24 protein-coding genes are annotated in these 23,534 nt (G+C 67.8%); 19 read left to right on the plus strand and 5 right to left on the minus strand.

Going from position 1 to position 23,534, the window contains the following annotated elements; all coding sequences use genetic code 11:
* Window positions 1-4: 4 nt before the first annotated feature.
* Window positions 5-142, minus strand: coding sequence for a hypothetical protein (locus tag HWX69_RS06200; protein ID WP_178916213.1), 138 nt, complete (start codon window positions 140-142; stop codon window positions 5-7).
* A 53-nt stretch (window positions 143-195) separates the two neighbouring features.
* Here HWX69_RS06200 and HWX69_RS06205 point away from each other — a divergent pair, with 53 nt between their 5' ends.
* Entirely contained in the window at window positions 196-1,056 is an 861-nt protein-coding gene (locus HWX69_RS06205) for a zinc ribbon domain-containing protein (protein WP_178916214.1), read from the plus strand.
* A 126-nt stretch (window positions 1,057-1,182) separates the two neighbouring features.
* Here the strand turns inward: HWX69_RS06205 and HWX69_RS06210 are convergent, their stop codons facing one another.
* A complete protein-coding gene (locus HWX69_RS06210; RefSeq protein ID WP_178916623.1) occupies window positions 1,183-2,232 on the minus strand; it encodes a TSUP family transporter in 1,050 nt (349 codons plus the stop codon).
* Between the two features lie 4 nt (window positions 2,233-2,236).
* Window positions 2,237-2,398, minus strand: coding sequence for a DUF7512 family protein (locus tag HWX69_RS06215; RefSeq protein ID WP_178916215.1), 162 nt, complete (start codon window positions 2,396-2,398; stop codon window positions 2,237-2,239).
* Window positions 2,399-2,778: 380 nt separating this feature from the next.
* Here HWX69_RS06215 and HWX69_RS06220 point away from each other — a divergent pair, with 380 nt between their 5' ends.
* The 12 genes from HWX69_RS06220 (at window position 2,779) to HWX69_RS06275 (ending at window position 15,718) form a co-directional block, all read left to right on the plus strand.
* The gene (locus HWX69_RS06220) at window positions 2,779-3,144 is read left to right on the plus strand and encodes a DUF7310 family coiled-coil domain-containing protein (protein WP_178916216.1); all 366 of its coding nucleotides are present in this window, start codon (window positions 2,779-2,781) and stop codon (window positions 3,142-3,144) included.
* Entirely contained in the window at window positions 3,141-3,632 is a 492-nt protein-coding gene (locus tag HWX69_RS06225) for a DUF7311 family protein (protein WP_178916217.1), read from the plus strand. Before HWX69_RS06220 ends, HWX69_RS06225 begins: the two co-directional genes overlap by 4 nt.
* Window positions 3,589-5,376 (plus strand): ATPase, T2SS/T4P/T4SS family, encoded by a 1,788-nt coding sequence (locus HWX69_RS06230; RefSeq protein WP_178916218.1) that lies wholly within the window; start codon window positions 3,589-3,591, stop codon window positions 5,374-5,376. Before HWX69_RS06225 ends, HWX69_RS06230 begins: the two co-directional genes overlap by 44 nt.
* On the plus strand, window positions 5,367-7,049 hold the full coding sequence (locus HWX69_RS06235) for a type II secretion system F family protein (protein ID WP_178916219.1): 1,683 nt from the start codon (window positions 5,367-5,369) through the stop codon (window positions 7,047-7,049). Before HWX69_RS06230 ends, HWX69_RS06235 begins: the two co-directional genes overlap by 10 nt.
* A 23-nt stretch (window positions 7,050-7,072) precedes the next feature.
* The gene (locus HWX69_RS06240) at window positions 7,073-7,540 is read left to right on the plus strand and encodes a DUF7283 family protein (RefSeq protein ID WP_178916220.1); all 468 of its coding nucleotides are present in this window, start codon (window positions 7,073-7,075) and stop codon (window positions 7,538-7,540) included.
* Window positions 7,521-7,919, plus strand: a complete 399-nt coding sequence (locus tag HWX69_RS06245; RefSeq protein WP_178916221.1) for a DUF7285 family protein — start codon at window positions 7,521-7,523, stop codon at window positions 7,917-7,919. The genes HWX69_RS06240 and HWX69_RS06245 overlap by 20 nt, the downstream gene beginning before the upstream one ends.
* A complete protein-coding gene (locus HWX69_RS06250; RefSeq protein WP_178916222.1) occupies window positions 7,904-8,689 on the plus strand; it encodes a DUF7284 family protein in 786 nt (261 codons plus the stop codon). The genes HWX69_RS06245 and HWX69_RS06250 overlap by 16 nt, the downstream gene beginning before the upstream one ends.
* Window positions 8,686-11,589 (plus strand): DUF7286 family protein, encoded by a 2,904-nt coding sequence (locus tag HWX69_RS06255; protein ID WP_178916223.1) that lies wholly within the window; start codon window positions 8,686-8,688, stop codon window positions 11,587-11,589. Before HWX69_RS06250 ends, HWX69_RS06255 begins: the two co-directional genes overlap by 4 nt.
* A 38-nt stretch (window positions 11,590-11,627) precedes the next feature.
* Window positions 11,628-13,130 carry a stage II sporulation protein M gene (locus HWX69_RS06260; protein WP_178916224.1) on the plus strand — a complete coding sequence of 501 codons (1,503 nt, stop codon included), beginning with the start codon at window positions 11,628-11,630 and terminating at the stop codon, window positions 13,128-13,130.
* Window positions 13,131-13,173: 43 nt separating this feature from the next.
* Window positions 13,174-13,599: a DUF5791 family protein gene (locus tag HWX69_RS06265; protein WP_178916225.1), complete on the plus strand. Its 426-nt coding sequence runs from the start codon at window positions 13,174-13,176 to the stop codon at window positions 13,597-13,599.
* Entirely contained in the window at window positions 13,596-14,483 is an 888-nt protein-coding gene (locus tag HWX69_RS06270; protein WP_178916226.1) for an SDR family oxidoreductase, read from the plus strand. The genes HWX69_RS06265 and HWX69_RS06270 overlap by 4 nt, the downstream gene beginning before the upstream one ends.
* Before the next feature lie 89 nt (window positions 14,484-14,572).
* Window positions 14,573-15,718: a DHH family phosphoesterase gene (locus HWX69_RS06275; protein ID WP_178916227.1), complete on the plus strand. Its 1,146-nt coding sequence runs from the start codon at window positions 14,573-14,575 to the stop codon at window positions 15,716-15,718.
* A gap of 16 nt (window positions 15,719-15,734) precedes the next feature.
* Here the strand turns inward: HWX69_RS06275 and HWX69_RS06280 are convergent, their stop codons facing one another.
* Window positions 15,735-15,959 carry a hypothetical protein gene (locus HWX69_RS06280; RefSeq protein ID WP_178916228.1) on the minus strand — a complete coding sequence of 75 codons (225 nt, stop codon included), beginning with the start codon at window positions 15,957-15,959 and terminating at the stop codon, window positions 15,735-15,737.
* A gap of 226 nt (window positions 15,960-16,185) precedes the next feature.
* Here HWX69_RS06280 and HWX69_RS06285 point away from each other — a divergent pair, with 226 nt between their 5' ends.
* From HWX69_RS06285 to HWX69_RS06310, 6 genes are read left to right on the plus strand one after another with little or no spacing between them, the layout of a single operon-like run.
* A complete protein-coding gene (locus tag HWX69_RS06285) occupies window positions 16,186-17,277 on the plus strand; it encodes an aldo/keto reductase (protein WP_178916229.1) in 1,092 nt (363 codons plus the stop codon).
* Between the two features lie 48 nt (window positions 17,278-17,325).
* On the plus strand, window positions 17,326-18,210 hold the full coding sequence (locus tag HWX69_RS06290) for a hypothetical protein (RefSeq protein ID WP_178916230.1): 885 nt from the start codon (window positions 17,326-17,328) through the stop codon (window positions 18,208-18,210).
* Between the two features lie 44 nt (window positions 18,211-18,254).
* Window positions 18,255-19,457, plus strand: a complete 1,203-nt coding sequence (locus HWX69_RS06295) for an MFS transporter (RefSeq protein WP_178916231.1) — start codon at window positions 18,255-18,257, stop codon at window positions 19,455-19,457.
* A gap of 60 nt (window positions 19,458-19,517) precedes the next feature.
* Window positions 19,518-20,636, plus strand: coding sequence for a glycosyltransferase family protein (locus HWX69_RS06300; RefSeq protein ID WP_178916232.1), 1,119 nt, complete (start codon window positions 19,518-19,520; stop codon window positions 20,634-20,636).
* Window positions 20,637-20,663: 27 nt separating this feature from the next.
* A complete protein-coding gene (locus HWX69_RS06305) occupies window positions 20,664-21,125 on the plus strand; it encodes a DUF7109 family protein (RefSeq protein ID WP_178916233.1) in 462 nt (153 codons plus the stop codon).
* Between the two features lie 24 nt (window positions 21,126-21,149).
* The gene (locus tag HWX69_RS06310) at window positions 21,150-21,749 is read left to right on the plus strand and encodes an NUDIX hydrolase (protein ID WP_178916234.1); all 600 of its coding nucleotides are present in this window, start codon (window positions 21,150-21,152) and stop codon (window positions 21,747-21,749) included.
* A 6-nt stretch (window positions 21,750-21,755) separates the two neighbouring features.
* Here HWX69_RS06310 and HWX69_RS06315 read toward each other — a convergent pair whose 3' ends face one another.
* A complete protein-coding gene (locus HWX69_RS06315) occupies window positions 21,756-23,483 on the minus strand; it encodes a radical SAM protein (protein WP_178916235.1) in 1,728 nt (575 codons plus the stop codon).
* Between the last annotated feature and the right edge of the window lie 51 nt (window positions 23,484-23,534).

The raw sequence follows: 23,534 nt of genomic DNA on the forward strand, positions 1-23,534 counted from the left end.
ACGCTCACTGTGGGGTATCTTCCCTGACTTTCTTCTCTCCTTCGAGGAGCAACCCTTTCCACGTCAATCCACGATGTTTCTTCAGTTCCTTCAGCCGTTCGTACTGTTCTTCGTCATCGAACTCGATGCGGACTTCGACCATGTAGTAACACATGAAACCCACATTTATGTGTGTTCGGATACAACCAGTAGTCGATGAAGCGAGCCAACACGTTCGAGGTGATTCCGCAGTCCGACGAGGACGAGGAGTTACTACGACGCCTGTTGGACGCTTCTGCCGCTCTCTGGAACGAAATCAACTACGAGCGCCGCGAGAACTACGCCGACCCGGACGCAGACGTCTGGGACATCAGCGAGTACCGCGGACGCTACGGCGGTGTTCTCGGCGCGTCCACGGTTCAGCAGATCGAACGCAAGAACCGCGAAGCGTGGAAGTCGTTCTTTAGCCTCAAGAAGGGCGAAGCCAACGGCAAACCCGGATTCTGGGGCAACTCCGAAGACGGACGGGAACTCCGCACGTACATCCGCAACACGTCATACTCTGTTGAGTGGGGCGAATACTCTCGGCTCGAAATCCTCGTCGGCAAAGACCTGAAAGACGAGTACGGGCTTGGATACCGCGAGCGTCTCCGGCTCGAAGTTCGGGGCGAACCCAACTGGAAGGAGTACGACAAGCACTGGTCGGTGGAGACGAACGCGAAAACGCATAATTTCTGGGCGTTTCGGGCGTTCGTGACCCGGTTGTCGTGTACCGCAGAGGAGTACGGCATCTCGGTCGAGGTTCGGTCCGAGGCGTGGACGAGTCAAGAGTGTCCGAACTGTGGTTCGACAGAGGATACGATGCGCCACCGCGATACACTGACGTGTCCGTGTGGATTCGAGGGACACGCAGACCTCACAGCGTCAGAGACGTTCTTGAGACGGCAGACGACGGTACCACGGTCGATGGCACGGCCTGTATGCCTCAAGTGGGATGACCATACCTGGTCAGAGTCACCACGCTCAGTTCCCAACGAGGAGCATACGAACCCGCAAGTTGCCTCCGTGGGTCGGTAACCGATACCCCAGCGCGAGGAAACCTCGCCGTTCACGGCGAGGAGGATGTCATGTCAGTGACTCACGGCCGGTAAAATAGCGGAAAAAACCGAAAACAGCGACGGGTGTCGAAACGTCCGAACAGCCTCAGTCGGCGGCTTGCGTCTGCTGACGGTGCGTCGCCCGAAGCGACTGGAGGCTAGTGTAGACGACCGCGGCGGCGACGACGACGGCCGCGCCGAGGACCAACACCAGGCCGATGGTTTCGAGGATTTCGATACCGAGGTAGGAGCCGACCTCGCCGACACCGACGGCGACGGCACCGGCCAGCAACATTCCGCCGAAGTAAATCTTGATGCCGTCGGCGTCGACGACGCTGGTGGCCGCCGACCCGATACGGGCACCGAGGGCGCTACCGAACAGCAGCGGGACGACGATACCGAGGTCGACGCCGCCGCCCTGTCCGTAGAGGTAGCTGCCGATGGCACCAGAGAAGACGATTTCGAAGAGGTCGGTCCCGACGGCGACCGGCACCGGCGCACCGATGGCGTAAATCATCGCGGGCATCCGGATGAAGCCACCGCCGACGCCGAGGAAGCCCGACAGCAGGCCGGTCGCGAAGGCGACGGCCATGATGACCCACAGGGAGACGGTGACGTCGCCGCGGAGGGACACCATCGGCGGAATCCGAACGGTCTCCTGAATCGTCTTCGCGATGTCGGGTATCTCGTACTCGCTGAGGTCCTTGTCGGCGGCGTCGTGGTGGCCGCCGCCCCCGCCGTCACCCTTCAGGGCGTCGCGGGTGACCATCAGTCCGACTGCACCCAACAGCAGGACGTAGACGACGCTGATGATGCCGCCGGCGAGTCCCATCTCTTCGAGGTAGAACACGCTCGCACGGCCGACCTCGATGCCGAGTGTCGTCCCGGCAATCATGATGCCACCGAGTTTGTAGTCGACCTGACCGAGGTCGTGGTGTTTCAGCGTCGCGATGACTGCCGTCCCGAAGACGAACGCCATCCCGCTCCCGACGGCGACGCGGGCCGGGTAGCCCATCATCAACAGCGCCGGCGTGACGAGGAACGACCCGCCCATGCCGAAGAAGCCGAACAGGATACCGACGACTAACCCGAAGCCGACGAACAGCGCCAGCAGTTCGGGCGAACCGCCAACCGTCCCGGCGAGGGTGTCGAACACCGTCTCAAGCACCGTTCTCACCCCCGACGAGGGCCTTCATCAGACGCGGGCCAATCAGTTTCTCGAGTCCACCGTAACCGACGTACAGGAGGACCGCCTCCAGCAGCACGGCACCGATGAGTATCGCTGCCTGTGGGTCCCACGTCGGAACTTCTAATCCTGCCATCGTTCTTGTAACCCTTTCGCGGTAGTTCGCACCTGGTACATTTCTGCTCGCTTGAGCGTAATCCCTTGAGTGTAATAACGGTTTTGGGACGATAATACAATACTATATTCGGGTAACTCCCCCGCAACCATCCATAACTTATGAGTACGTTTTCGGACCGAATCGCCTGCATGCGCATTCGGGATATCCGGCGGCACTGGCCGCCACATCCTGTCTCGCGAGTGCGCTCGAACGAGCACTCGAGTTCCACTCGAACCGCAGACTGGTGTCCAAAGTGGGTTCGGTGGTATTGAATACGACAAACAACACAGCTGTCGCCGCTCGCTTTTCAGTTCGTTTCGTCCAAACGTTCAAATTCCAGCACGAGGCAAGCCGCCGACATGGCTCCGAACGACACCGAGCACGACCGCGAATCCGTCGAGCGGCGACTCGCGGCGGTCGAACGCGCCCTCGCGACGGACGAACCCCTCGAGTACGCCGACCGACTCGACGACCTCGAAGGCAGAGTCGTCGAACTGGAAGCGGCCGTCCAGGCGCTGCGCGGCTACGTCGGTTCCGTCCGGGCGGTCAACGACGACATCGAACAGCGTGCGGACCTCGCGTTGCGGAAAGCCACGGCCCTCGAGTGTCACGTCGGTGGCGATACCGTCGGAGAGAACCTACCGAAGTACTCTGGAGATACCGAGAGCACCGACGCTGACGACGCCCCGGATGGCCCGTTCGCCCGCCTCCGGAAGTGGCCGTGATTCGCGTCGTGTTGGCGGTGGTGGTGGCGACCGCACTTTTCGGCGTGAGCCTCCCTGCCGCCGAGCGGGTCGAACGCGACCGCAACGGCGAACTCGCGACCGCCGAACTGTCGTCGCTGGCCCGCGAGGCGGATTCCCTCGCCGACGGCAACGCCGCTCTCGAAGCCGGTCGCGCACCTGCCGGCACAACCGTCGTCGTCGACCCGCCCGACCCGACGCTCACCGACGGCGGCCGACTCCTCGTCGGAAACGACCGTCTCGTGTGGGCGCCACGGACCGGCCGGAACCGGACGGTCGAAAGCGCGGTGCCGATTCGCGTCGAGACGCCACTGGTACTCAGCGGCCGGACCCCGCTCAGACTGTCGTTGGTTTCGACCGGCGGGACGACAGTCGTCCGGGTTCGACGGGCGAGGGTTCAAAAGCGAAGCCGGGCCCAGACCGCCCGTGTTCGAGGAACTCCTGTCGACCGACTCCGACTGTCGGTGTGAAGCGACCTTCGAGGGTGACCGACTCCTCCTCGACGGTTCGGCCTGTTCCGGCGACGGGCGTCTCGCTTCGGTCCCAGCCTGCCGAGCGACGGCAATCGAGGCCCTCCGTGACCGAGATGTCGCGTCGGTTCGGACGCGGTCGGCCGGCTTCGAACGAACCTACGAGGGCGGTGCCGCAGGACTGTTGGTCGCCGCAGGTCGATTTAGCGACGCGGCGGCGTTTCACGACGATGCGCTCGCCGAACGCGCGCGCAGCGACCCGCTCGGTGCCGCACGCGTTGCGGCCGGGCGAGGCGACCCGCTGGCCCGCCTCGCCGCCGAAACCGGTCTCGAAGCGTTCGTAGGACGTGACTACGAGACGGCGCTTCGACCACACGTCGGGCCGGCGCTCGCGCGCTCGCGGATCGCGACGCGTCCGCCCGCCGAGGCGACCCTGCAGGACCGATACGAACTCGATACTGGTGCCGTCGTCCGTCGCTATGAGACCGCAGAACTGGCGACGTATCACCTCACCCCTGTCGAACACCGCCTCGACGCGGCGGCGACGGCGACGCTGGCGAAAGCCCACGAACGGCTCGCCAGCGGTGCGGTCTCCGGCGGTGAGCGAGCGCCGTCTCGGGCGGTCCAGTCGGTCGCCGAGGACGGCCAACCGGTCGAGACGCTCGCGTCGGTGTTGGAAAAACACACCCGGGGGCTCGGCGTTCTCGATGACTGTTTCGCGGACGCGGCGGTCACCGACGTGTTCGCGACCGCGCCGGTCGCCGAGAACCCACTCCGTGTGCGTCGTGACGGCGAAACGCTGCGGACGAACGTCAGGTTAACCGACGAGGGCGTCGAGTCGCTCGCCTCTCGGTTTCGACGCTCCAGCGGCCGCGCGTTCTCGCGTGCGAGTCCGACGCTGGCCGCGACGACCGATGCCGACGGCCGCAGAATCCGCGTCGCCGGCGTCACCCGGCCAGTCAGCGACGGCGTCGGGTTCACGTTCCGCGCCCACGACGAATCCGCGTTCCGCCTCGCGGACCTCGTCGGGAACGGGACGTTCGCTCCGAGGACTGCCGCCTTTCTGTCGGTCGCCGTCGAACGAGGCGCCGCCGTCCTGTTGGCCGGCGCTCGCGGGGCCGGCAAGACGACCCTGCTCGGCGCGTTACTGTGGGAAATCCCCGAAAGCGTTCGCACTGTTGCCATCGAGGACACGCCCGAACTCCCCATCGAGGAGTTACAGTCGGACGGACGCGACGTGCAGGCGCTCAGGGTCGAAACGGGCGACGGCACGTCCATCGAACCGAGCGAAGCGCTCCGGACGGCGCTCCGGTTGGGCGACGGTGCGCTCGTCGTCGGCGAAGTCCGCGGCGAGGAGGCGCGAGTACTGTACGAGGCGATGCGCGTGGGCGCAGCCGACGGGGCCGTCCTCGGAACGATTCACGGCGGCGGTGGCGAGTCGGTCCGAGAGCGGGTCGTGACCGACCTCGGCGTCCCCGAGACGGCGTTCGCCGACACCGACTTCGTCGTTACGCTCGAGGCCTTCGACGACGGTAACGGACGAACCCGCCGTCTTCGGGACATCGAGGCCGTCCAACGCGGTCCTGCCGGCGTCACCTTCGAGTCGCTCACGGATGGAGGCGGTCGATTCGACCCAGCCGAGGCGTCGACGCTCTCGACGCTGGCCGGACCGACAGAAACGCTCGAAGACGTTCGAAACGACATCGAAGCGCGTGCGGACACTCTCTCCGGCCGATGTCGCTGATAGCCCGACTCGCCCGCCTGTCGCCTCGGACGACGGCACCGCAGGCGCTTCTCGACACCGCGCCGCTGCTCGATACGGACCCGCGTCTGCTGGCCGCCGCTGCCGATGGTGCGGGCATCGTCGCCGGTTCAGGGGTCGCCGTCCTCGCCGCCGTTACGATGTCGCCGGCGCTGTTCGTCGTCGCAGTCGGTGTCGGCATTGGAACGTCCGTCGGATGCCGGACGGCCGTTCGAACGGTCGGGAGTGCCCGTCGAAGTCGCGCACTCGGCGCGGCACCGGCGCTCGTCAGCCGTGCAGTTCTGCGGATTCGCGTCGCGCCGACGGTCGAAGGTGCCGCCGCCTTCGCGGCCGAAACCGACGGCCGCCTCGGTGACCACCTCGAAGAGCACGTTCGACGAGAGCGCGGGACGCCGCAGTCGGGGCTTGGAGCGTTCGCCGCGATGTGGCGTGATACGTTCCCCGCGCTCCACCGGGCGGTGACGCTCGTCGACGCCGCTGCCGATGCCCCCGAGGATGAGCGGACGCGGGCGCTCGACCGGGCGATGGACGCCGCCCTCGACGGAACGCGGGAGCGGGCGGCCGACGCCGCCGACTCGCTCCGCGGGCCCGCGACGGCGCTGTACGCCTTCGGCGTCCTCCTTCCGCTCGCACTCGTCGGTGTGCTCCCTGCCGCTGGCGCGGCCGGACTCGAAGCCACGGTCCCCGCTATCGTCGTGATTTACGACCTGCTGTTGCCGCTCGGACTGTGCTGTGCCGGTGGGTGGTTGCTCGCCAACCGTCCGGTCGCATTTCCACCCACACGCGTCGGACCGGACCACCCGGACGTGCCGAATCGGCGCTGGCGACCGGTCGTCGCCGGTGGATTCGTCGCCGTCTGCTCGGCGCTCGCTGCGTCGGTCGTTCTCCCGACGTGGAGCGTCCCGTTCGCCGGTGTCGGCCTCGGCGTCGGCGTCGCTCTCGTCGTCGCGTACCGTCCCGTCGTCGCCGTCCGAGAACGCGCTGACGAACTCGAGTCGGCGCTCCCGGATGCGATGTACTTCGTCGGCCGCCGAGTGGTCGATGGCGTCTCCGTCGAGCGAGCGGTCGCCGATGCCGCGGACGAACTCGACGGCGTCGCTCGCGAGACGTTCGCGGCCGCCGCTCGACGCCAACGGCAGCTTCGTGTCGGCGTCGAAGCCGCGTTCAACGGCGAACACGGTGCGTTGAGGTCGGTTCCGAGCGAGCGAACGGCGGGTGCGGCCGAGTTGCTCGGAATCGCGGCACAGGAGGGACGACCGGCCGGTCGGGCGCTGGTCGAAACCGCCGACCACCTCACCGACCTCCGGCGCGTCGAAGCGGCTGCTCGCCGCGACCTCGCTCGGGTCACGTCGACGCTCGGCAACACGGCCGCGTTCTTCGGCCCACTCGTCGGGGGGACGACCGTCGCCCTCGCCGACAGCGTCGGGACGGCACCGACGCTCGACGGGTCGGTGCCAGAAACCGCGCCGCTTGCCGTCGCCGTCGGCGTCTACGTCCTCCTACTTGCGGCCGTTCTCACGGCGCTGTCGACCGGTCTCGTTCGTGGCCTCGACCGGGCTACCATCGGCTATCGGGTCGGGGCCGCGCTGTGTGCAGCGACGGTGACGTACCTCGCGGCGTTCCGTGCCGCCGCGACCGTCACCGGAGGTTTATAACCGAGAACGCGGCCACCGCGCGTATGTTCGACGTTCCTCTCGACGCGTGGTACGTCTGGGTCGGACTCGCGGTCGCCAGCGGTTCGGTGTTCGGGGTCGCCAGTGCGATGCCGACTGCGGCGCCCCCCGAATCGACCGGGGCGGCGGAGACGGTCGACAGCGTCGCGGCGAGCGACTACGCCGCCGTCGGCGACCACCCGGTTCCGAACGCCGACGCCGCCCGCATCGGTGCCGAGTCGCTGTCGCTCCGCGGTGCTGGCGGGACGACACACGCCCGGTTTCGATACGGCCCCGTAACGCCCGCACGGGGGTCCGAACGCCTCTCGGACGTGTTGGACGGGGCGCCCCCGGAATCGCGCTTCGACTCACCAACGGCCTTCGAGCGAGCCGCCAACGCGGCCCGAAGCGACGACCCGGAGTGGCGAAACGTCGACCGAATCAGCGTCCGACGAGTCTCCTGGGAGGGTGTCGATGTCGTTCTGGTCGGGTAGGGCACAGGTCGAGCCGCTGGCGGCGCTGGCCGCGGTGTTGGCCGTCTGCATCGGTTTGACGCTGTACGCCGGCGCCGTCGAGGCGGCGTTGGTGTCGCTGTCGCCGGATCGAGCGGTCGCGCCGACGGCTGCCGACCGACTCGTCACGACGGCATCGTCGTTCGGCTCGATGGAGGTTCCGCTCGGGCCGAACGCGTCGAGCGCTCGGCCGGCCGGCTACGAACTGAACGCGACTGTGGCCGCCGAGAGGTCCGTCTGGACTGTCGGCCCGAACCCACCCGATACAAGCGAGTGCGTGCGGAGACGGGTCAGCGTCCGTATCGCCCCTGCGACCGTTCGGCCCGGTACTCTGGAGGTGTGCGTGTGGCCCGTGGCGTGAGTACCGTCCTCGACGTTTCGCTGTGTCTACTGCTCGTGGGTGTCGCCGTCGCGACGCTTGTCGTCGGCGTCCCAGTCGAGGACGAAGAGCCCGCCGTACGCGCCGATTCGACTGCCCGGACCGTCGCGACGGCCACCGCGACGGTTCCGAGCGGCCTCGGCCATGCAACCCACGACACCCTCGCGGGCCATCTCGGAGCAGCCGCTGTACTCGACAGCAACATCAAGGAAGACCGGTTGACAGACTCGGAGTATCCGGATTCGGTTCGGGATGCGGTCGACTCTTCGACCGGCCGGCGGGTGTTCGTCACGGCGCGGTGGGAACCGTACCCCGACGCCCCGCTTTCCGGCGCCGTCTCGGTCGGTGACCGGCCCCCTCGCGACGCGTCCGTTGCCGTCACGAGGGTGACCACGGATAGCGGCGTTCGCACGCCGACAGACGCCACGACGTTCGAAGACCTGTCCCGCGAACTCGCCTCTGCGTACGTCTCGTGGCTGTTTCCACCCGAGCGGACGCGAGCACTGCTCGTCGATGCTCGAACGGCACCCGCAGTTTCGACTCGGTATTGCCGGGCCGGCGACAGCCTCGCTGTCGACGTTCGTCCGGCCGTAACCGACGCTCGCGTCCGGCGTGCGAACGATGCGCTCACGGACGCCCTCGCGGCTCGGTTGCGTCGGGACCTCCGGGAACGGTACGACTCGCCCGAGGCCGCTCGTCGAAACGTCACGACTGGGACCGTCGACATCGCCGTCAGGCGGTGGGAACCGTGAACGACAGAGCGCGAGTGCCGTTCGCGCTCGTCGGCGTCCTGCTCGTCGTCTCCAGCGTCACGCTGACGGCGACGGTCGGACACGAGCGACCCGTCTCGACTCCGGCGGTCGACCGTGCGATGGAGGGCGTAACCGCCGAATCGGTGACCGAGCTCCGGGGAGCCGCCGACGACGCGGCGACCGCCGCCGCGGCCCGGCCGGTAACCCGACCGGCGAACACGACGGCTGGTCGGGCGCTGAACGACAGCCAACCGTTCCGGGACGCGCTTCGATTGCGGTTGTACCTGCGTGCGGCGGCCCGCCTCGAAACCGTCACCTTCCGCCGTGGCGACGTCGTGGCGACGGCGTCGCTCCCGCCGGTGAACGCGACCACGGACGGCTACCGTGAGGCAATCGAGCGGGTTCGGCTCTCCTCGACCGGCACGGACGGCGCCGCGCTTCGCGTCGAAATCGACGGACTCAGGCTCACGGCGACCCGCAACGGCGAGCCGGTATCGACGGTTGAGCGGTCACCGTCGTTCGTCGTCGCCAACCCCGCGCTGTCGCTCCACGACCGGACCGAGCGCTTCGAGCGCCGGGCGAACGCCGCCGTCACCGAACCGGGTCTCGGCCGCCGATTGACGGCACGGCTCTACCCCATCGCGTGGACTCGCGGGTACGCCCAGTACGGCGGTGCGCCGATTTCGTCGGTTCTCGGCACCCGACACGTGGAACTCGCGACCAACGACGCGTTGCTCGCCGAACAGCAGGCCGCCTTCGGCACGACGGACCCCGGTGGCGAGCGCGGTATCGCCGCGGCCGGCCGACGCGTCGCGACCACAGACCTGCTTTCCGCCGCCGGTGGCGAGAACGCGTGGACGGACGCGGTGTTGGAGGGCGCCGACGACCTCGGGCCGAACCCACCCGACGAGCGACCGGTCGGCACGTGGCGTGGGTCGCCACCCGCGAACCCGACGGTCGAAGTCGGCGTCAACGGCTCCGCGGACCACGCTTACGCCGATGTCGTCGGTATCGGCACGCCCGGAAACGTTTCGAGCCTCGTCGAGCGTGCCCACACGGTGGAGGCGAGAGTCGCGACGGAGGTCGAGTCTCGGGGCAGTCGGCGCGAACCGACCTCGCCCGGCAGCAACTGGCGGCGCGTCGCCACGTCGACCGACCACCGCGTCGCGCTCGAAGAAATCGGTAGCCGCCCGCCCCACTCGACGGAGTGGTCGACGCGAAACGGCGCGGTGTTCGACGCCCAGGTAACGGCGACGACGACGCGAACGTGGCGACGAGGCAACGAAACGACCACGACCGAAGCCGTCTCCGAGTGGTCGACCCGCATCGGCGTCTCGGTTCAGGCCCGTACCGTGCCAATCGATGGTGTTCCGACTGGTGACCTCGACGGCGTCTTGCGGGATGCGACCCGTCGGGCGAGCGCCGACGCACTGCAAGCATCCGATGGCCTCCGCGGTGCCGCGAGGGACGCCGCAACCGGAGCGTCGTCGTCGCCTTCGGTGAGTACGGCGGCGACGACGCCCGCGACGGTAGAGCGATCGACGCTCGTCGAGGACCTCCGGCCGCTCCGAGAGCGCACCCGGAACGTCACCATCTCGATACCGGCACGGGCGGTCGGTGCAGGGCGAGCGAACCCGCCGTCGAAACTCCGGTCGGAAATCCGGAAGCGACGGACGGCCCTACGCGGTCCGAACGCGACGAACGCTCGGGGACGAACGCGTCTCGCGGTCAGAGCCGCGTATCTCGAACGTCTCGACAATCACCTCGAATCGCGCGCGGACACCCACAACCGGACGAACGAGGGCATCACGGACGCCATCAGCCGCGGAATCGACCCTAACCGCCTCGACGGGGCGCTCGCGGCCCATCGGGCGCGCAACCGGCCGGCCTCCGAGCCACTTGTCGACCCGGCGGGGAACCTCTCGATTTCGGTCGATGCGGCGCCGTCGTATCTCCCCACGAGCGAGGTTTCTCGGGACCGTATCGACGTACGCGGCGGCGGTTCGGTGTACCCGCTCAAGACCAGAAACGTCAACGTCTTCGCCTCGCCGCACGACACGGTCGCGGAATCCGTCGTCGACCGCATTCCGTTTCTCGGAACCGACCGCGTCGCCCTCTCGACGGCTGCGGGGACGCTCGCCGCCATGGACGACGACGTGGCGCCAGCCGAGCGGCGAGCACTCGAAGCCGAAGTCGAGGCAGCGTCGGCGTACGTCCGCGGCGAACTCACCGCGGCCATGGTCGAAGAAGGCATCCCCGAGGGTGAGGCGGAGTCGGCGCTTCGAACCGACACCACCACGGCGAGCGACGCCCTGCTGTTGGCGAACGGGTCGGCAATCGACCGAGCGGTCGAGGCGGTCGACACCGAAGACCGCGACCGACTCCGCGTTCGACTGAATCGCCGTCTTGAGGCGGCCCTCCGCGACGAACGGGGCCGCCCGAGGCGAGCGCCCGCGAACGAGGCAGGGGAGGTGGCTCGCGAGGCCTACCGGAAGGCGCTCACCGATGTCGTCGCGAACGGCACCCAAGGCGCAGCCGAGCAGGCCCGAAAACGGGCGCTCGGAAAGCGCCTCGGCGCGCTCCCGGCGGGTCTTCCGATTGCCCCCGTTCCCGGCTACTGGTACGCCACCGGCAACGCCTGGACCGTCTCCGTCGGTGGAACCTACGAGCGATTTACGGTCAGGGCGAACCGCGGCGATGTGAGCACACCGGTCACGTATCTCCGCGACGGCCGGACGGTACGGCTTCGTCATGACGGCGAGTCTCGCCGTCTCGGAACCGCCGAGCGGATATCGTTCCGAACCGAGACGGTCGTTGTGGTCGTCGTGCCGCCGGGGAAACGCGGCGTCGGGGACACCGATGGGGTGGTCGACGAACGGTCGCCGGGGTGGCCCCCGTGACGACTGAGACTTATTTGCCGGGCAACCGAACGGCGACTATGAAGCCCTCCACGGCGATTCGAGCGGCAGCCGTCGCGCTCCAGCGACCGTCGGAGCTGTTGCCCGCGTACTTCCTCGCCCCGGCGATACCCGTGGTCGTTCGAGTGTTTCCGGTCGTCGGACTCGCGGTGACGTACCTGTATCTCTCGACGACGGGCCGACTCGCGGACCTCCGTACCGCGCTGTCGAACACCGACCTCGGCCCACCGCCGCAGAACGGCGACCCGGCCGCACTCGAGGTGTGGATGGCCGACGTGCAGTCGATTCTCGAAATCGCGATGACGCCGACGACACTGGCTGTTCTCGGTGTCTCGCTACTCCTCGCGGTGGTCGTCGCGGTCGCGCTCAGCGTCGTTGCCACCGCAGCACAGCTATCGGCCAGTTATGCCCGACTCCGAGACGAGCGCGGGACGGTCGCGACGATTCGTGGCGGCAAGCGACACTGGCTATCGGTGCTCGCCGTCCGGCTCTTCGAGGCAGTCCTCTGGGCCGTAATCATCGGTTCCGCAGCGGGCGCCGTCGCGGCAGGGGTTTCGGCGTCGCCACTGCTCGGCGGACTGCTCGCGTTGGTCGTCGTTCCGGTGGCGCTGTTGGCACTCGTCGCCGTCCGGGCCGTCTTCGCTTTCGCGCCGGTCGCGGTGGTCGTCGACGACGCCGGCCCCCTCGATGCGATTCGCGGGGGGTGGGGGTTCGTCCGCTCGAACCCGGTCGCGGCCCTGGTGTACTACGGCGTCGCGGTCGCCTCGCTGTTCGTTCTCGGCTCGCTCGCCGGGGTACTCGCCGTCCTCGGCGGTGCGCCGCTGGTCGGCGTCGTCGGATTCACCGTCGTCTCGCCGTTTCTGGACGTGACGAAGACCGCGCTGTACGGCGACGCTCGCGGGTCGGTAGCGCCGCCTGCGGCCCCTGAGATGCCGCTCGCTGCCCAGCTGAAATCGGGGCTCCGTCGCGGGTGGTCGGAGACGGTCGGCTTCGTTCGCTCGGCGCCGCTGTTACACGTCGCTTCCCTCGGATTCGCGCTCGTCGGTGGCGTCGTCGGATGGACGCTTGCGGCGCCGCTCGCGGAGACCGTTCCGTCCTCCATCGCGGCGCGACTGGAGGGACACAACCCGATTTCGGCGGCCGTCGAGTTCGGCGCGAACAACTGGACAGTCGCGGTGAGCACCGGCTTTGCGGGGCTTGCCTTAGCGGTTCCGGCCGCGGTGTCGCTGTGGTTCAACGGGGTGGTTCTCGGCGCGATTGCGCGCACCGAGACGACACCGTTGGAGCTGCTGGCGTTCGTGGTCCCACATGGGGTCATCGAGATTCCCGCGCTCGTCATCGCAGGGGCCCTCGGGCTGCACCTCGGCGTCGTCGGCTGGCGCACTCGGTTCGGCCCCCAGTCGCCGCTGGCCGACGAACTCGAACGGGCGTTCTGGGTCTGCGTCGGCGTGGGCATCCTGCTTGCGGTCGCCGGCCTCATCGAGGGGTTCGTCAGCCCCTACTACTACCGACCCTTCCTGTAGGGAATCCCGAACGCTACTTGAGAGAGGAGGCCGAAGTCGGGCCATGTTCCACGAGGTCGTCGACGCCCCCGGCGAGTACACGCCGGAGGAGCTGTACGAACTGTACGTCGCGGAGTTGGTTGCGGTCATCGAATCCCACGGCGTCGAGGAAGTCGCCGAACGTGCTGGCGTCGAGACGGGGACGCTCAGGGCGCTCTTGGACGGCGAGGACCCGGAGTTGACGCTCGAAGAGGGGGCAGCGATTCTCGCGGTGCTTGCGGACACGCCCGATGCCGAAACCATCGCGGTGCTGTCGCGCGATGCGCTGTTGATGGGGATGACGACGGCCGTTCTCGACGTTGAGGCAGTCGAATCGGGCGTCGGCGGGCAACTGGAGGCACGCGAGATTCAGTCGAAAGTCGAGGGGCGGTTCCCGATAACGCTCCGGGAGTTCGCGCTACTCCATCAGTTCATCGAGAGCAAGAAATGAGGGTCGCGATTCTCGGCTGTGGCTACGTCGGGCTCGAACTCGCCCGACAGCTCGTCGACGACCACGCCGTCGTCGGCGTTCGGCGCTCCGAGGGGGGTATCGAGGCGGTCGAAGCGACCGGCGCCGAGGCCGTCCGAGCCGACGTGACCGACGCCGATGCCCTCGAAGCGGTGCCGGACGTCGACGCTCTCGTCTTCGCGGCGTCGTCGGGTGGCCGAGGCGCCGACGCCGCCCGCGAGGTGTACGTCGACGGTCTCAGGACGGCCATCGAGACGTTCGGCGAACGCGAGAACGCTCCGGACCGCCTCGTCTACACCTCCAGTACGGGCGTCTATGGCGACCACGACGGCGGCTGGGTCGATGAATCGACGCCGCTGGAGCCGACCACGGAGAAGACGGCCGTCCTCGTCGAGGCCGAACGCACCGCCCGAGAACTCGCTCCCGAGTACGACATCGACGGCGCGGTCGCTCGATTCGCCGGACTGTACGGTCCGGACCGCTACCGGCTCGAACGGTACCTCGAGGGGCCCGTCACGGAGGGGTATCTCAACATGATACACCGTGACGACGCCGCTGGAATCGTCCGGTTCATGCTGGAGTCGACCGACGAAGAGTTGCTCGTCGCGGCCGACGACGAACCCGTAGACAAGTGGGCCTTCGCCGACTGGCTGGCCGACGAGTGCGGGGTCGAGCGCCCACCCAAGCGGACGAAAGCCGAACGACTGAACGACGATTCGCTGTCGGAACCGGCTCGACGCCGCATCCTGACGAGCAAGCGCTGCTCGAACGACAGGGTGCGGGAACTCGGCTACGAGTTCCGGTATCCGACCTACCGTGAGGGGTATCGGGACACAATCGAGGCCTACCGCGAGCGACGCGAGTAAGCAGAGCCTTCGGGACGCGTCCGCGGTCGGCTCCCATCGGTGACTGTCCCGGCCGAAGCTACTTACCCTGAGACGAGATACACGGGTGTATGGAGCGTCAGGCCGTCGGGGAGGCGGCGGCGGTTAGCCAGCGGGCACTCGACGCCCTCGTCCAGCGACCCGAACTGGTCCTCCTCATCGTGTTTCTCGTCGCCGCTGCGTTCCTCGGCGGCCGGCTGTTCAGTCGCTACGTCCGACGGACACCGGGCGACCGACTCGCGGCCGCCCTCGCCGACCGCGACCGCGTCGTCGTGTTGATGCACCCGAACCCCGACCCCGACGCGATGGCGTCGGCGATGGGCGTCGCTGCCATCGCCGAGACCGTCGGCACGTCTGCGGTCATCCAACACCCCGGGCGGATACGCCACTCGGAGAACCGCGCCTTCGAGACGGTGCTTGAGTGTGATTTCGACCGCATCGAGCGGATGGCGGAACTGGAAACCGAAGCCGTCGTGTTGGTCGACCACAACGAACCGCGCGGCTTCGAGGGCGCCGAGTACGTCCATCCCTACGCCGTCGTCGACCACCACCCCGGAAACGGCGAGGGGTTGACGTTCACGGACGTCAGACCCGACCGGGGGTCGTGTGCGAGCATCGTCGCCGAGTACCTCCAGGACCGCGGGTGGTCCGTCAACCACGACGACGACGGCAGGACGGTGACGCCGAGACTCGCGACTGGACTCCTCTACGGCATCCAGTCCGACACGACGGCGTTCACCAGGGGGTGTACCCCTGCGGAATTCGACGCCGCAGCCTACCTGTTCCCGGCGGCGGATGCCGACTCCCTCGACCGCATCGCCAATCCACAGGTCGACGGCGAGACGCTCGAAGTGAAAGCGCGGGCAATCAACCACCGCCGAATCGACGGGTCGTTTCTGGTCAGTCGCGTCGGCGAACTGTCGAACCTCGACGCGCTGGCGACCGCAGCAGAGGAACTCGTCCGTCTCGAAGGCGTCTCTGCGGCCGTCGTCCTCGGCGAACACGAGGGGACGCTCCACTTCTCGGGGCGGTCCCGAGACGACCGCGTCCACATGGGAAAAGCCCTGGAAAAGGCGCTGGAGCCGCTTTCGGATGCCAGTGCCGGCGGTCACGCCCGGATGGGCGGTGGGCAGGCGTCGCTCCCGGCGGCGACCGACGGCGGGACCCCCGAGGACATCGAATCGCGGCTGTTCGACGCGATGAACGGAACGATTTGACGGCTTCGAACCACCGTCAGCGCTCGCGGTTGGAGCGTTTGTCGTGGAGCCTATCGAGCCCGAACGTCGCCGCAAAGAGGACTGCCCCGAGGTACAAAAGCGACTGGGGGTCGGCGACGCGGGCGACGAGGGTGTTACCGATGCCGATTGCGGTCCCGAGATAGCCGATTATCGAGGCGGTCCACCCGAGACCGGTGATTCCGGCCAGTTGATCGAGGCCGTCCCTGTCCGACGCTACCATCGGTCCGAGAAGTGTTCGAGGTTCGGTTGTGCGGTAAGCAGCTTCATTCGTGTGGTAAGCAACGCTTACCCGGTGTGGGTCATGAAGCTATTTTCCGCATGGTTGTGTGGTCCTTTCGAAGTGGTTGTCGATGGCTGTCGGCAGTCGTCGCTGCCCTCGATGTCCAATGTCGCGAGCGGGTGGCCTCCGACACGGTGTTTTTGTCCCCCTCTCTCCTAACGGGGGTATGGCGACGAAATCGGCGACGTGGGCGTATCGCGACCGCTTCCACGAGTCGTTCGCACGAACGTACTTCCGGCGGTTCGCGGACTGTCTCGTCTCGTCGGTCGGCGTCGGGACGTATCTCGGCGAGTCGACCGACGCCGCCGACGAGCGGTACCACGACGCCATCGTCGAATCGCTCGAAAGCGGCGTCAACGTCGTCGACACGGCCATCAACTACCGGAACCAGCGCTCCGAACGCGTCGTCGGCGAGGCAATCCGCGACGCCGATGTCGACCGCGAGGCGGTCATGGTCTCGACGAAAGGCGGGTTCGTCCCCTTCGACGGCGAGCGCCCCAACGACGCCTCGGCGTACATCGAATCGGAGTTCCTCGACACCGGCGTCCTCGACCGCGAGGACCTCGTGATGGGCAACTCCCTCGCGCCCGACTTCCTCGAGTGGAGCCTCGACCGCTCGCTTTCGAACCTCGGCCTCGAAACGATAGACCTCTACTACATCCACAACCCCGAGGCCCAACTGGCACAGTTCGACCGCGAGACGGTGTACGAGAACCTCGAAGACGCCTTCACCCGACTCGAAAAGCGGGCGGCGGCGGGCGACATCCGCCACTACGGCGTCGCGACGTGGGAGGCCTTTCGAGTCCGGCCGGACCACGAGAAGTACCTCTCGTTGCCGGAGGTGGTCTCTCGTGCCCGAACCGCTTCCGACCGCGCCGGAACCGGTGGGACGCACTTCCGGGCGATTCAACTCCCGTTCAACGTCCACATGGCCGACGCGTTCTCGCTGTCGGCCCACGAGGGTGCTGACGGCGCCCAGAGCGCGCTGTGGTTCGCCAACGACGCCGGCATCGACGTGTTCACCTCGGCGTCGATTTTGCAGGGTGACCTCGCCGTCGAGGGCGAAATCCCCGACGCCGTCGACGCGAAACTCTCGGGGGAGACGCCGGCCCAACGGGCCCTCAACTTCGCCCGCAGCGCCCCCGGCGTCACCTCGGCGCTGGTCGGGACCGGCTCGCCCGACCACGCCGCCGAAAACGTCGCCGCGGGGACGTTCGCGCCGATGGGTGCCGACGCCTTCGACTCGATTTTCCGATAGCGTCGTCGTACACAAGACCTATTCCGGAGGCGTCGTCGATTCCGTTCGATGCGCCGCCGAACCCTGCTTGCGACCGCCTCCGCCCTCCTCGCTGGCCCGCTTGCGGGCTGTGCCCACCCAAATGCCGTCCTCGTGATGGACGAGGTCGACGACGACGATCTCGCCGAGCGAGCGAGTCGCGACGTGTCCAACGACCCCGAGGGAAGCCGAATCGTCTCCGAAACCGTCGACAGCGGCAACGCGACCGCTTCCGGCCGGTCACCGCCGCTGGAAACCGACCGACCAATCGCCCACGAGGGCGCGTACTACGCTCTCTCGGTAACGGAGTCCTACCGTGGCGAAATCACCCAGTACGACATCGCCATCGACTACAATCCCGGGACCGATACGCCCGGCGGGTCGGCAATCGACTACGAGGACCTCCCCGAAGTCGACCGCGAGGCGCTGGATTCGCTGTTACCGCCGCCGGAGGACCCTCCGACCACCGACGGCTACGACATCGGCGTGGGACAGGAGTACGACGACGAGGCCGCCGAGGCGTCGGTGCTCGTCCCCGAACAGGAGTACGACGCGGTCGTCTACGAGGGGACGCGGTATCCGATTCGAGCCGACGACGGTCGGGAAATCACTGTCTACGATTACCGCTACGAAGCCGAGCGGGTGGCCGCCGACGCCGCCGCGTTCGCTGAACAGGTCCGTTCTGAGTACCGCTTTACCCTCTCCGGACTCCCCGAGGCCGAACGCGACATCGTCACCGAGGCCATCGACGGGGGGTACTACGAGGGGTCGGCCAACGACGCCTTCCGCTCGCTGGCCGAGCGGTTCCGTTCTCACGAGGCCGTCCGCCCCGAAACGGGCGGCGGCTACTGGCTCGCCCGCTACGAGGGCACCGACTACTGGTCGGACCTCCGATACCCGTCGACGAGCGGGTGAGTCGGCTTCGATTCGTTCAAACCGCGCCGTCTCGAATCGCCGCCGTGTCCCGCCGCGAACTGTTCGGCTCGTTGTGTGCGTCGGTGTTCCTCGTCAACCTCGCACGAGTCGTCTTCGCGCCGCTGGTCCAACCCGCCGCCGCCGACTTCGGCGTGACGGCGGCCTCGTTGGGCGTCGTCACGAGCGCCGCGTGGCTCGGTAGCGCGGCCCCGCGGCTGCCGACCGGCTACCTCCTGACGCGGGTGCCGCGGCACCGCGTCGTCGCCGCGACGGGGACGCTTCTGGTCGTCACGTCGCTATTTACGTCGCTATCGGAGTCGGTGACACACCTGGCCGTCGGCGCGTTCCTGATGGGACTCTCCAGCGGCATCTACTTCATCGCGGCCAACCCGCTGGTCAGCGAACTGTACCCCGAAACGGTCGGGCGGGCGCTCGGTGTCCACGGCATGTCGAGTCAGTTGGCGGCCGTCATCGCGCCGCTTGCGGTGAGTTTCGTCCTGTTGGTCGGCGACTGGCGGACGACGTTCCGCGGCATCGCCGTCGTCGCCGCACTCGCGACCGCCTTCTTCCTGTGGGCGGCTCGCCGAACCGACCTCCCCGAAGCGGGCGCCGAGGACAGGAGTATCCTCGCGGCCGCCCGCGCACAGTGGCCCATCGTCCTCACGGGTATCGCCTTCCTCGGAGCCGCGGGGTTCCTCTGGAACGGCCTGTTCAACCTCTACGGCGACTATCTGGCGGTGGCCAAGGGCATCGACCCTGCGACGGGGCGGACGCTTCTGAGTTTGATGTTCGCCGCGGGCGTCCCCGCGTTCCTCGTGACCGGGCGACTCGCGGACCGACTGCCAAACGTCCCGCTTTTGTTGGGCATCGTCGGCGGCTTCGTCGTCTGCGTCGTTGCGCTGACGTTCGCCGAGGGCCTTCTCGCCGTCGGCGCGGTCAGCGTCGTCCTCGGCTACGTCGTCCACTCGCTGTTCCCGGCATCCGATACGTATCTGTTGGCGTCGCTGCCGGACCACCACCGCGCCAGCGCCTACGCACTGTACTCGGCATCGATGATGGTGGTCCAGGCGATGGGGTCGGGCAGCGTCGGCGTCGTCGTCGCAAGCGGCGTGAGCTACACGGTCGCGTTCAGGGCGATTGCCGGCGTCGTCGGAGCGGTCGTCGTCGTGCTGTTCGGGCTGTATCTCGCCGGACGGCTGCCGGCCGGGGGCGTCCCCGGCGACACGGTCGAGGAGACGGCTCGATAGCCCCCACACACGATGCCGGAACGCCGGCCTTTTTCGATGCGTAGCGTCTCTAGTCTGCTGATGGAGTACGTACAGGAGCGCGTCACGACGCTCCACGACTTCGGCGACGCCGCCCCCGAGGCGCCGACCGACGACGCCGCCGTCGTCGTTCCCATGACCGAACGGGAACACGCCGGCCTCGCCGCCGAGCGCGTCCTCTCGGCGCTGGAGACGGTCGCCCCCGAGCGGGTGGTCGTCCCCTTGCGAGCCTCCGAGGAGCGAGTCGGTTCGGTCGCCTCGTGGCTCGAAGGCTTCGACCTCCCGCTGGAGTTGCTGTGGTGTGACGGCCCCGAACTCGGCGCGTTGCTCTCCGCGAGCGGTCTCAACGGCACCCGCGGGAAGGGCCGAGACGTGTGGCTCGCCTTGGGCGTCGCCGGCGACAGCGACTACGTCGTCGTCCACGACGCCGACGCGAAGAACTACGACGCCTTCCACGTCCCGAAACTACTCTTCCCGCTGGCGCACGGCCACGAGTTCTCGAAGGGGTACTACGCCCGCGTCGAGAACGACCGGCTGTACGGGCGACTGTTCCGACTGTTCTACCGGCCGCTCGTCGAGGCGCTGGACGCCGACACCGACGCCGCAGTCGTCGAGTACCTCGATTCGTTCCGGTACGCCCTCGCCGGGGAGTTCGCGACGACCGGCGCGCTCGCCCGCGAGATGCGCGTCCAGCGAGGCTGGGGACTCGAAGTCGGTACGCTCGGCGAGGCGTTCAGACTTGTCGGGTCGGCCGGCAGCGCACAGGTCGATTTGGGCGTCCACGAACACGACCACCGGGCGGTGTCGGGTCCGAGCGGGCTCTCGGACATGTCCGAGCAGGTCGCCGCGGCGCTTCTGCGCGCCGTCGAGGACAACGGCGGAACGCCCGAATACGAGACGCTTCCGGCGCGCTACCGGCGGGCCGCCGAGCGACTCGTCGACGCCTACTCGCTCGATTCGGCGTTCAACGACCTCGAATACGACCGCTCCGGCGAGCGAGAACAGGTCGAGACCTACGCCGACGCAATCGCGTCGCCCCCCGAGGATACGAGATTGCCGGCGTGGCAGGAGGCGGCGATTACGCCCGCCGAGGTCGCCGAGGCCGCCGCGGCGGACCTCGATGGCGCGGTCGAATCGGTCGACGCCGTGCCGGAACGTTGAGGTACCGCGGCGAGAACGTTTCCACCGATGTTCACGCCCGACGAGTTGGCCGGCGTCGTCGACCTCTTCGGCGCGCTCACCCGCGCGGAGTTGGTCGAGGCGCTCTCGGAGTTGGCCTACCGACAGGGTGAGACCGTCCCGGACGACGCCGTCGACGACGCAGTCGACGCGTTCGCACTCGTCACCGTCGAGCGCGACGATGCCGAGGACCTGCTCGCACCCGGCCCGTCGGCGTTCCCGACGCTCCCGAACGGTGCCGAGGACCTCCCGCACATCCTCGACGTCGACACGCGGGACGTGGACCGAAGCGTCGTCGGTCGCGCCGCCGAGAAGCGTCTGCGCGCCGACGCCGCCCGAGCGGTCGCAAACGGGGATACGGCCCGCGCGGCCGAGTTACTCGACGTGAGTTACGACCTCGAAGCGTGGGGCGGCGTCGAACTGGACGACATCCGCGACCGCCTCGACGCCGCCCACGATGAGACGAACTAAGAGTATCGGGGGCGTACGACAGGTATGAACTGGGAGCGGCTCATCGCGTACGCCCCGGGCGAAATAACCGGTGCGGAGCGTGAGGCGGCCGTTCTCGCGCCTATCGTCTCCCGCTCGGACGGCGAGTATCTCCTGTTTACGAAGCGTGCCGACCATCTCGGCGAACATCCCGGCCAGATGAGCTTTCCCGGTGGGGGCCGGGAACCCGAAGACACCGACCTCGAAGCGACGGCGAAACGCGAGGCCAACGAGGAAATCGGCCTCAGACCCGAGGAAGTCGAGGTAATCGGCCGCCTCGACGACATCCCGACGGTCACCGACTACGCGGTTCGACCCTTCGTCGCGAAGATTCCCGACCGCGAGTACACCCCCGACGAGAGCGAAGTGGCCGAAATCGCCGTCCTCGCTATCGACGAACTGACCGACCTCGGTAACTACGACTCCGAATCCCGAGACCATCCCCACTACGGCGAGATTCGTATCCACTACTTCCGGGTCGACGGCTACACCGTCTGGGGGGCGACGGGTCGGATGCTCGCACAGTTCCTCGAACTCGCAACCGACTGGAAGATACCCGAAGACCCCGACCGCGTGGTCGACCCCGACGCCGATTTCCCGGTGTAGGCGGGGTCAGTCGGCCCGGCCCGTCGAGTCGGCGTCACAGAACTTCTCGAGGTCGATGCCGCCGCCGCCGTCGTCGAACTCCGCGACGGAGTCGTACGGGCGGTCGACGACGATGTTACCGGCGCGCTGTTTCCCGACGCCCGGCAACATCCGCAGTTCGTCCATCGAGGCGCTGTTGACGTCCAGTGGATAGGGGACGCCCGACACGGACCGGAAGCCGTGGTCGGTGACCGCCACGTCGACGGTGCGGCCGAGTTCTCGCTCGCCCGGAATCCCGACCAACAGCGCGTAGGTGCCGAGTTGGCGGCCGAACGTCTTGCCGTCTTGGTGGTACTCCAGGTAGACGTTCGGGAGGACGGTTCCCGGCGGCGCGACCCGCTGGAGCATCGGATTGTCGATTTCCTCGCGGACCTCGCGTTTGTACTGCTTGAACAGTTTCTTGTGGTCGTGGGCGATGTCGGCGCCGGTTTCGGCCATCTCGGTCCCCTCGAAGGCCATCACCTGCCGGATGTTGATCCGCCGCAGCATCAGCCCCTCGTCGTAAACGTCTTGCAGGAACTGCTTGTTGTGCTCGAAGGTCTCCCGGCGTTCGCCCATCAGGCCGTGGACGAGGTTGATACCCGGAAGCAGTTTCGGCAGGCGGTCGGCGGTGGGGTTGACGGAGGGGCCGCTTCCCGGCTCTTCGCCGGGGCGCCAGCCGCCCTCCTCGTTGACGACTCGAACCGCCTCCAGACACTCCTCGGCGGTGACCAACAGGTTGTTCTCCTCCTGTACGAGCGGGTCGGCCGATTCGAGGCCGAAGGCGGCCGTGTCGCCGGGTGTGTTGTGTTCGGCGATGATGCGGATGCCCTCCCGGGACTTCTCGGGGTACTCCGTGATTGTCACGGGGTTCATGTTGTCGAGGTGCAGCGTCCCGAGGTCCGGCACGGCGTTGCGGATGCCGCCGTAGAGTTCGCGGAGGGCGTCGGGGTTCGGCGCCTCGCCGTCACCGCCGTAGGCGAGGATGTCGGCCTGTCGGCCGAGGCGGAAGTGGCGTGCCCCGTGGTTCGCAAGGGCATCGACCTCTGCGACGACCGAGTCGGGCGTCCGGAAGGCGGGGTCACCGTACATCGGCTCGGTACAGAACGAACACCGGTAGGGACACCCCCTGGAGGTCTCCATCTCACAGATGAGGTAGTCGGGATGGTCGGGATGCTGTTCGATGACGAACGCGCCCTTCGCGGCCCAGCGGTCCAACTCGGCGTTGTCACGGTAGCGGTCCTCGAAGCCCTCTAGGCCGCCGTGGACGAGGTCGTACACCGCGGCCTCGATGTCGGCGCCCGCGAGGAAGTCGTAATCGAGGTTCTGCCGTTCGGTCTCGGTCGCCCCTTCGTTTGCCTCGCCGACGCCGAACCGGACCGGCCCGCCCATCACGCTCGTCCCCTCGGCAGTCCAGGCGAGTTCCTTCACCTCGTCGGGTTCGGCGGGCGTGCCGCCGACGTACTTCCCGGGGACGGTCATGCCGCCGACGTAGACGAAGAGGTCCGCCTCGGCCACGTCCCGCCACTTCGCGCGCTCGTCTCGGAGCTCGTCGATGGTGTGATACGTCACCTGCTCCGACGGCACGCCGGCGTCGACGGCGGCACCGGCTGCGAAGCGCGGATACGTCGAGATGTAGGGCGGCACGCCGAAGTGTGCCGGCTCGTCGACGTAGCCGTCCACGATGGTCACGTCCAGCGTCGCCGGCTCTTTCATACCCCGAACGTGGCGGTCGAGCGGTAAAACGGATGCGGATGGCTTTGGGTC

Origin of the sequence: Natronomonas gomsonensis, assembly GCF_013391635.1 — an archaeon.
In the GTDB taxonomy this organism is placed as follows: domain Archaea; phylum Halobacteriota; class Halobacteria; order Halobacteriales; family Haloarculaceae; genus Natronomonas; species Natronomonas gomsonensis_A.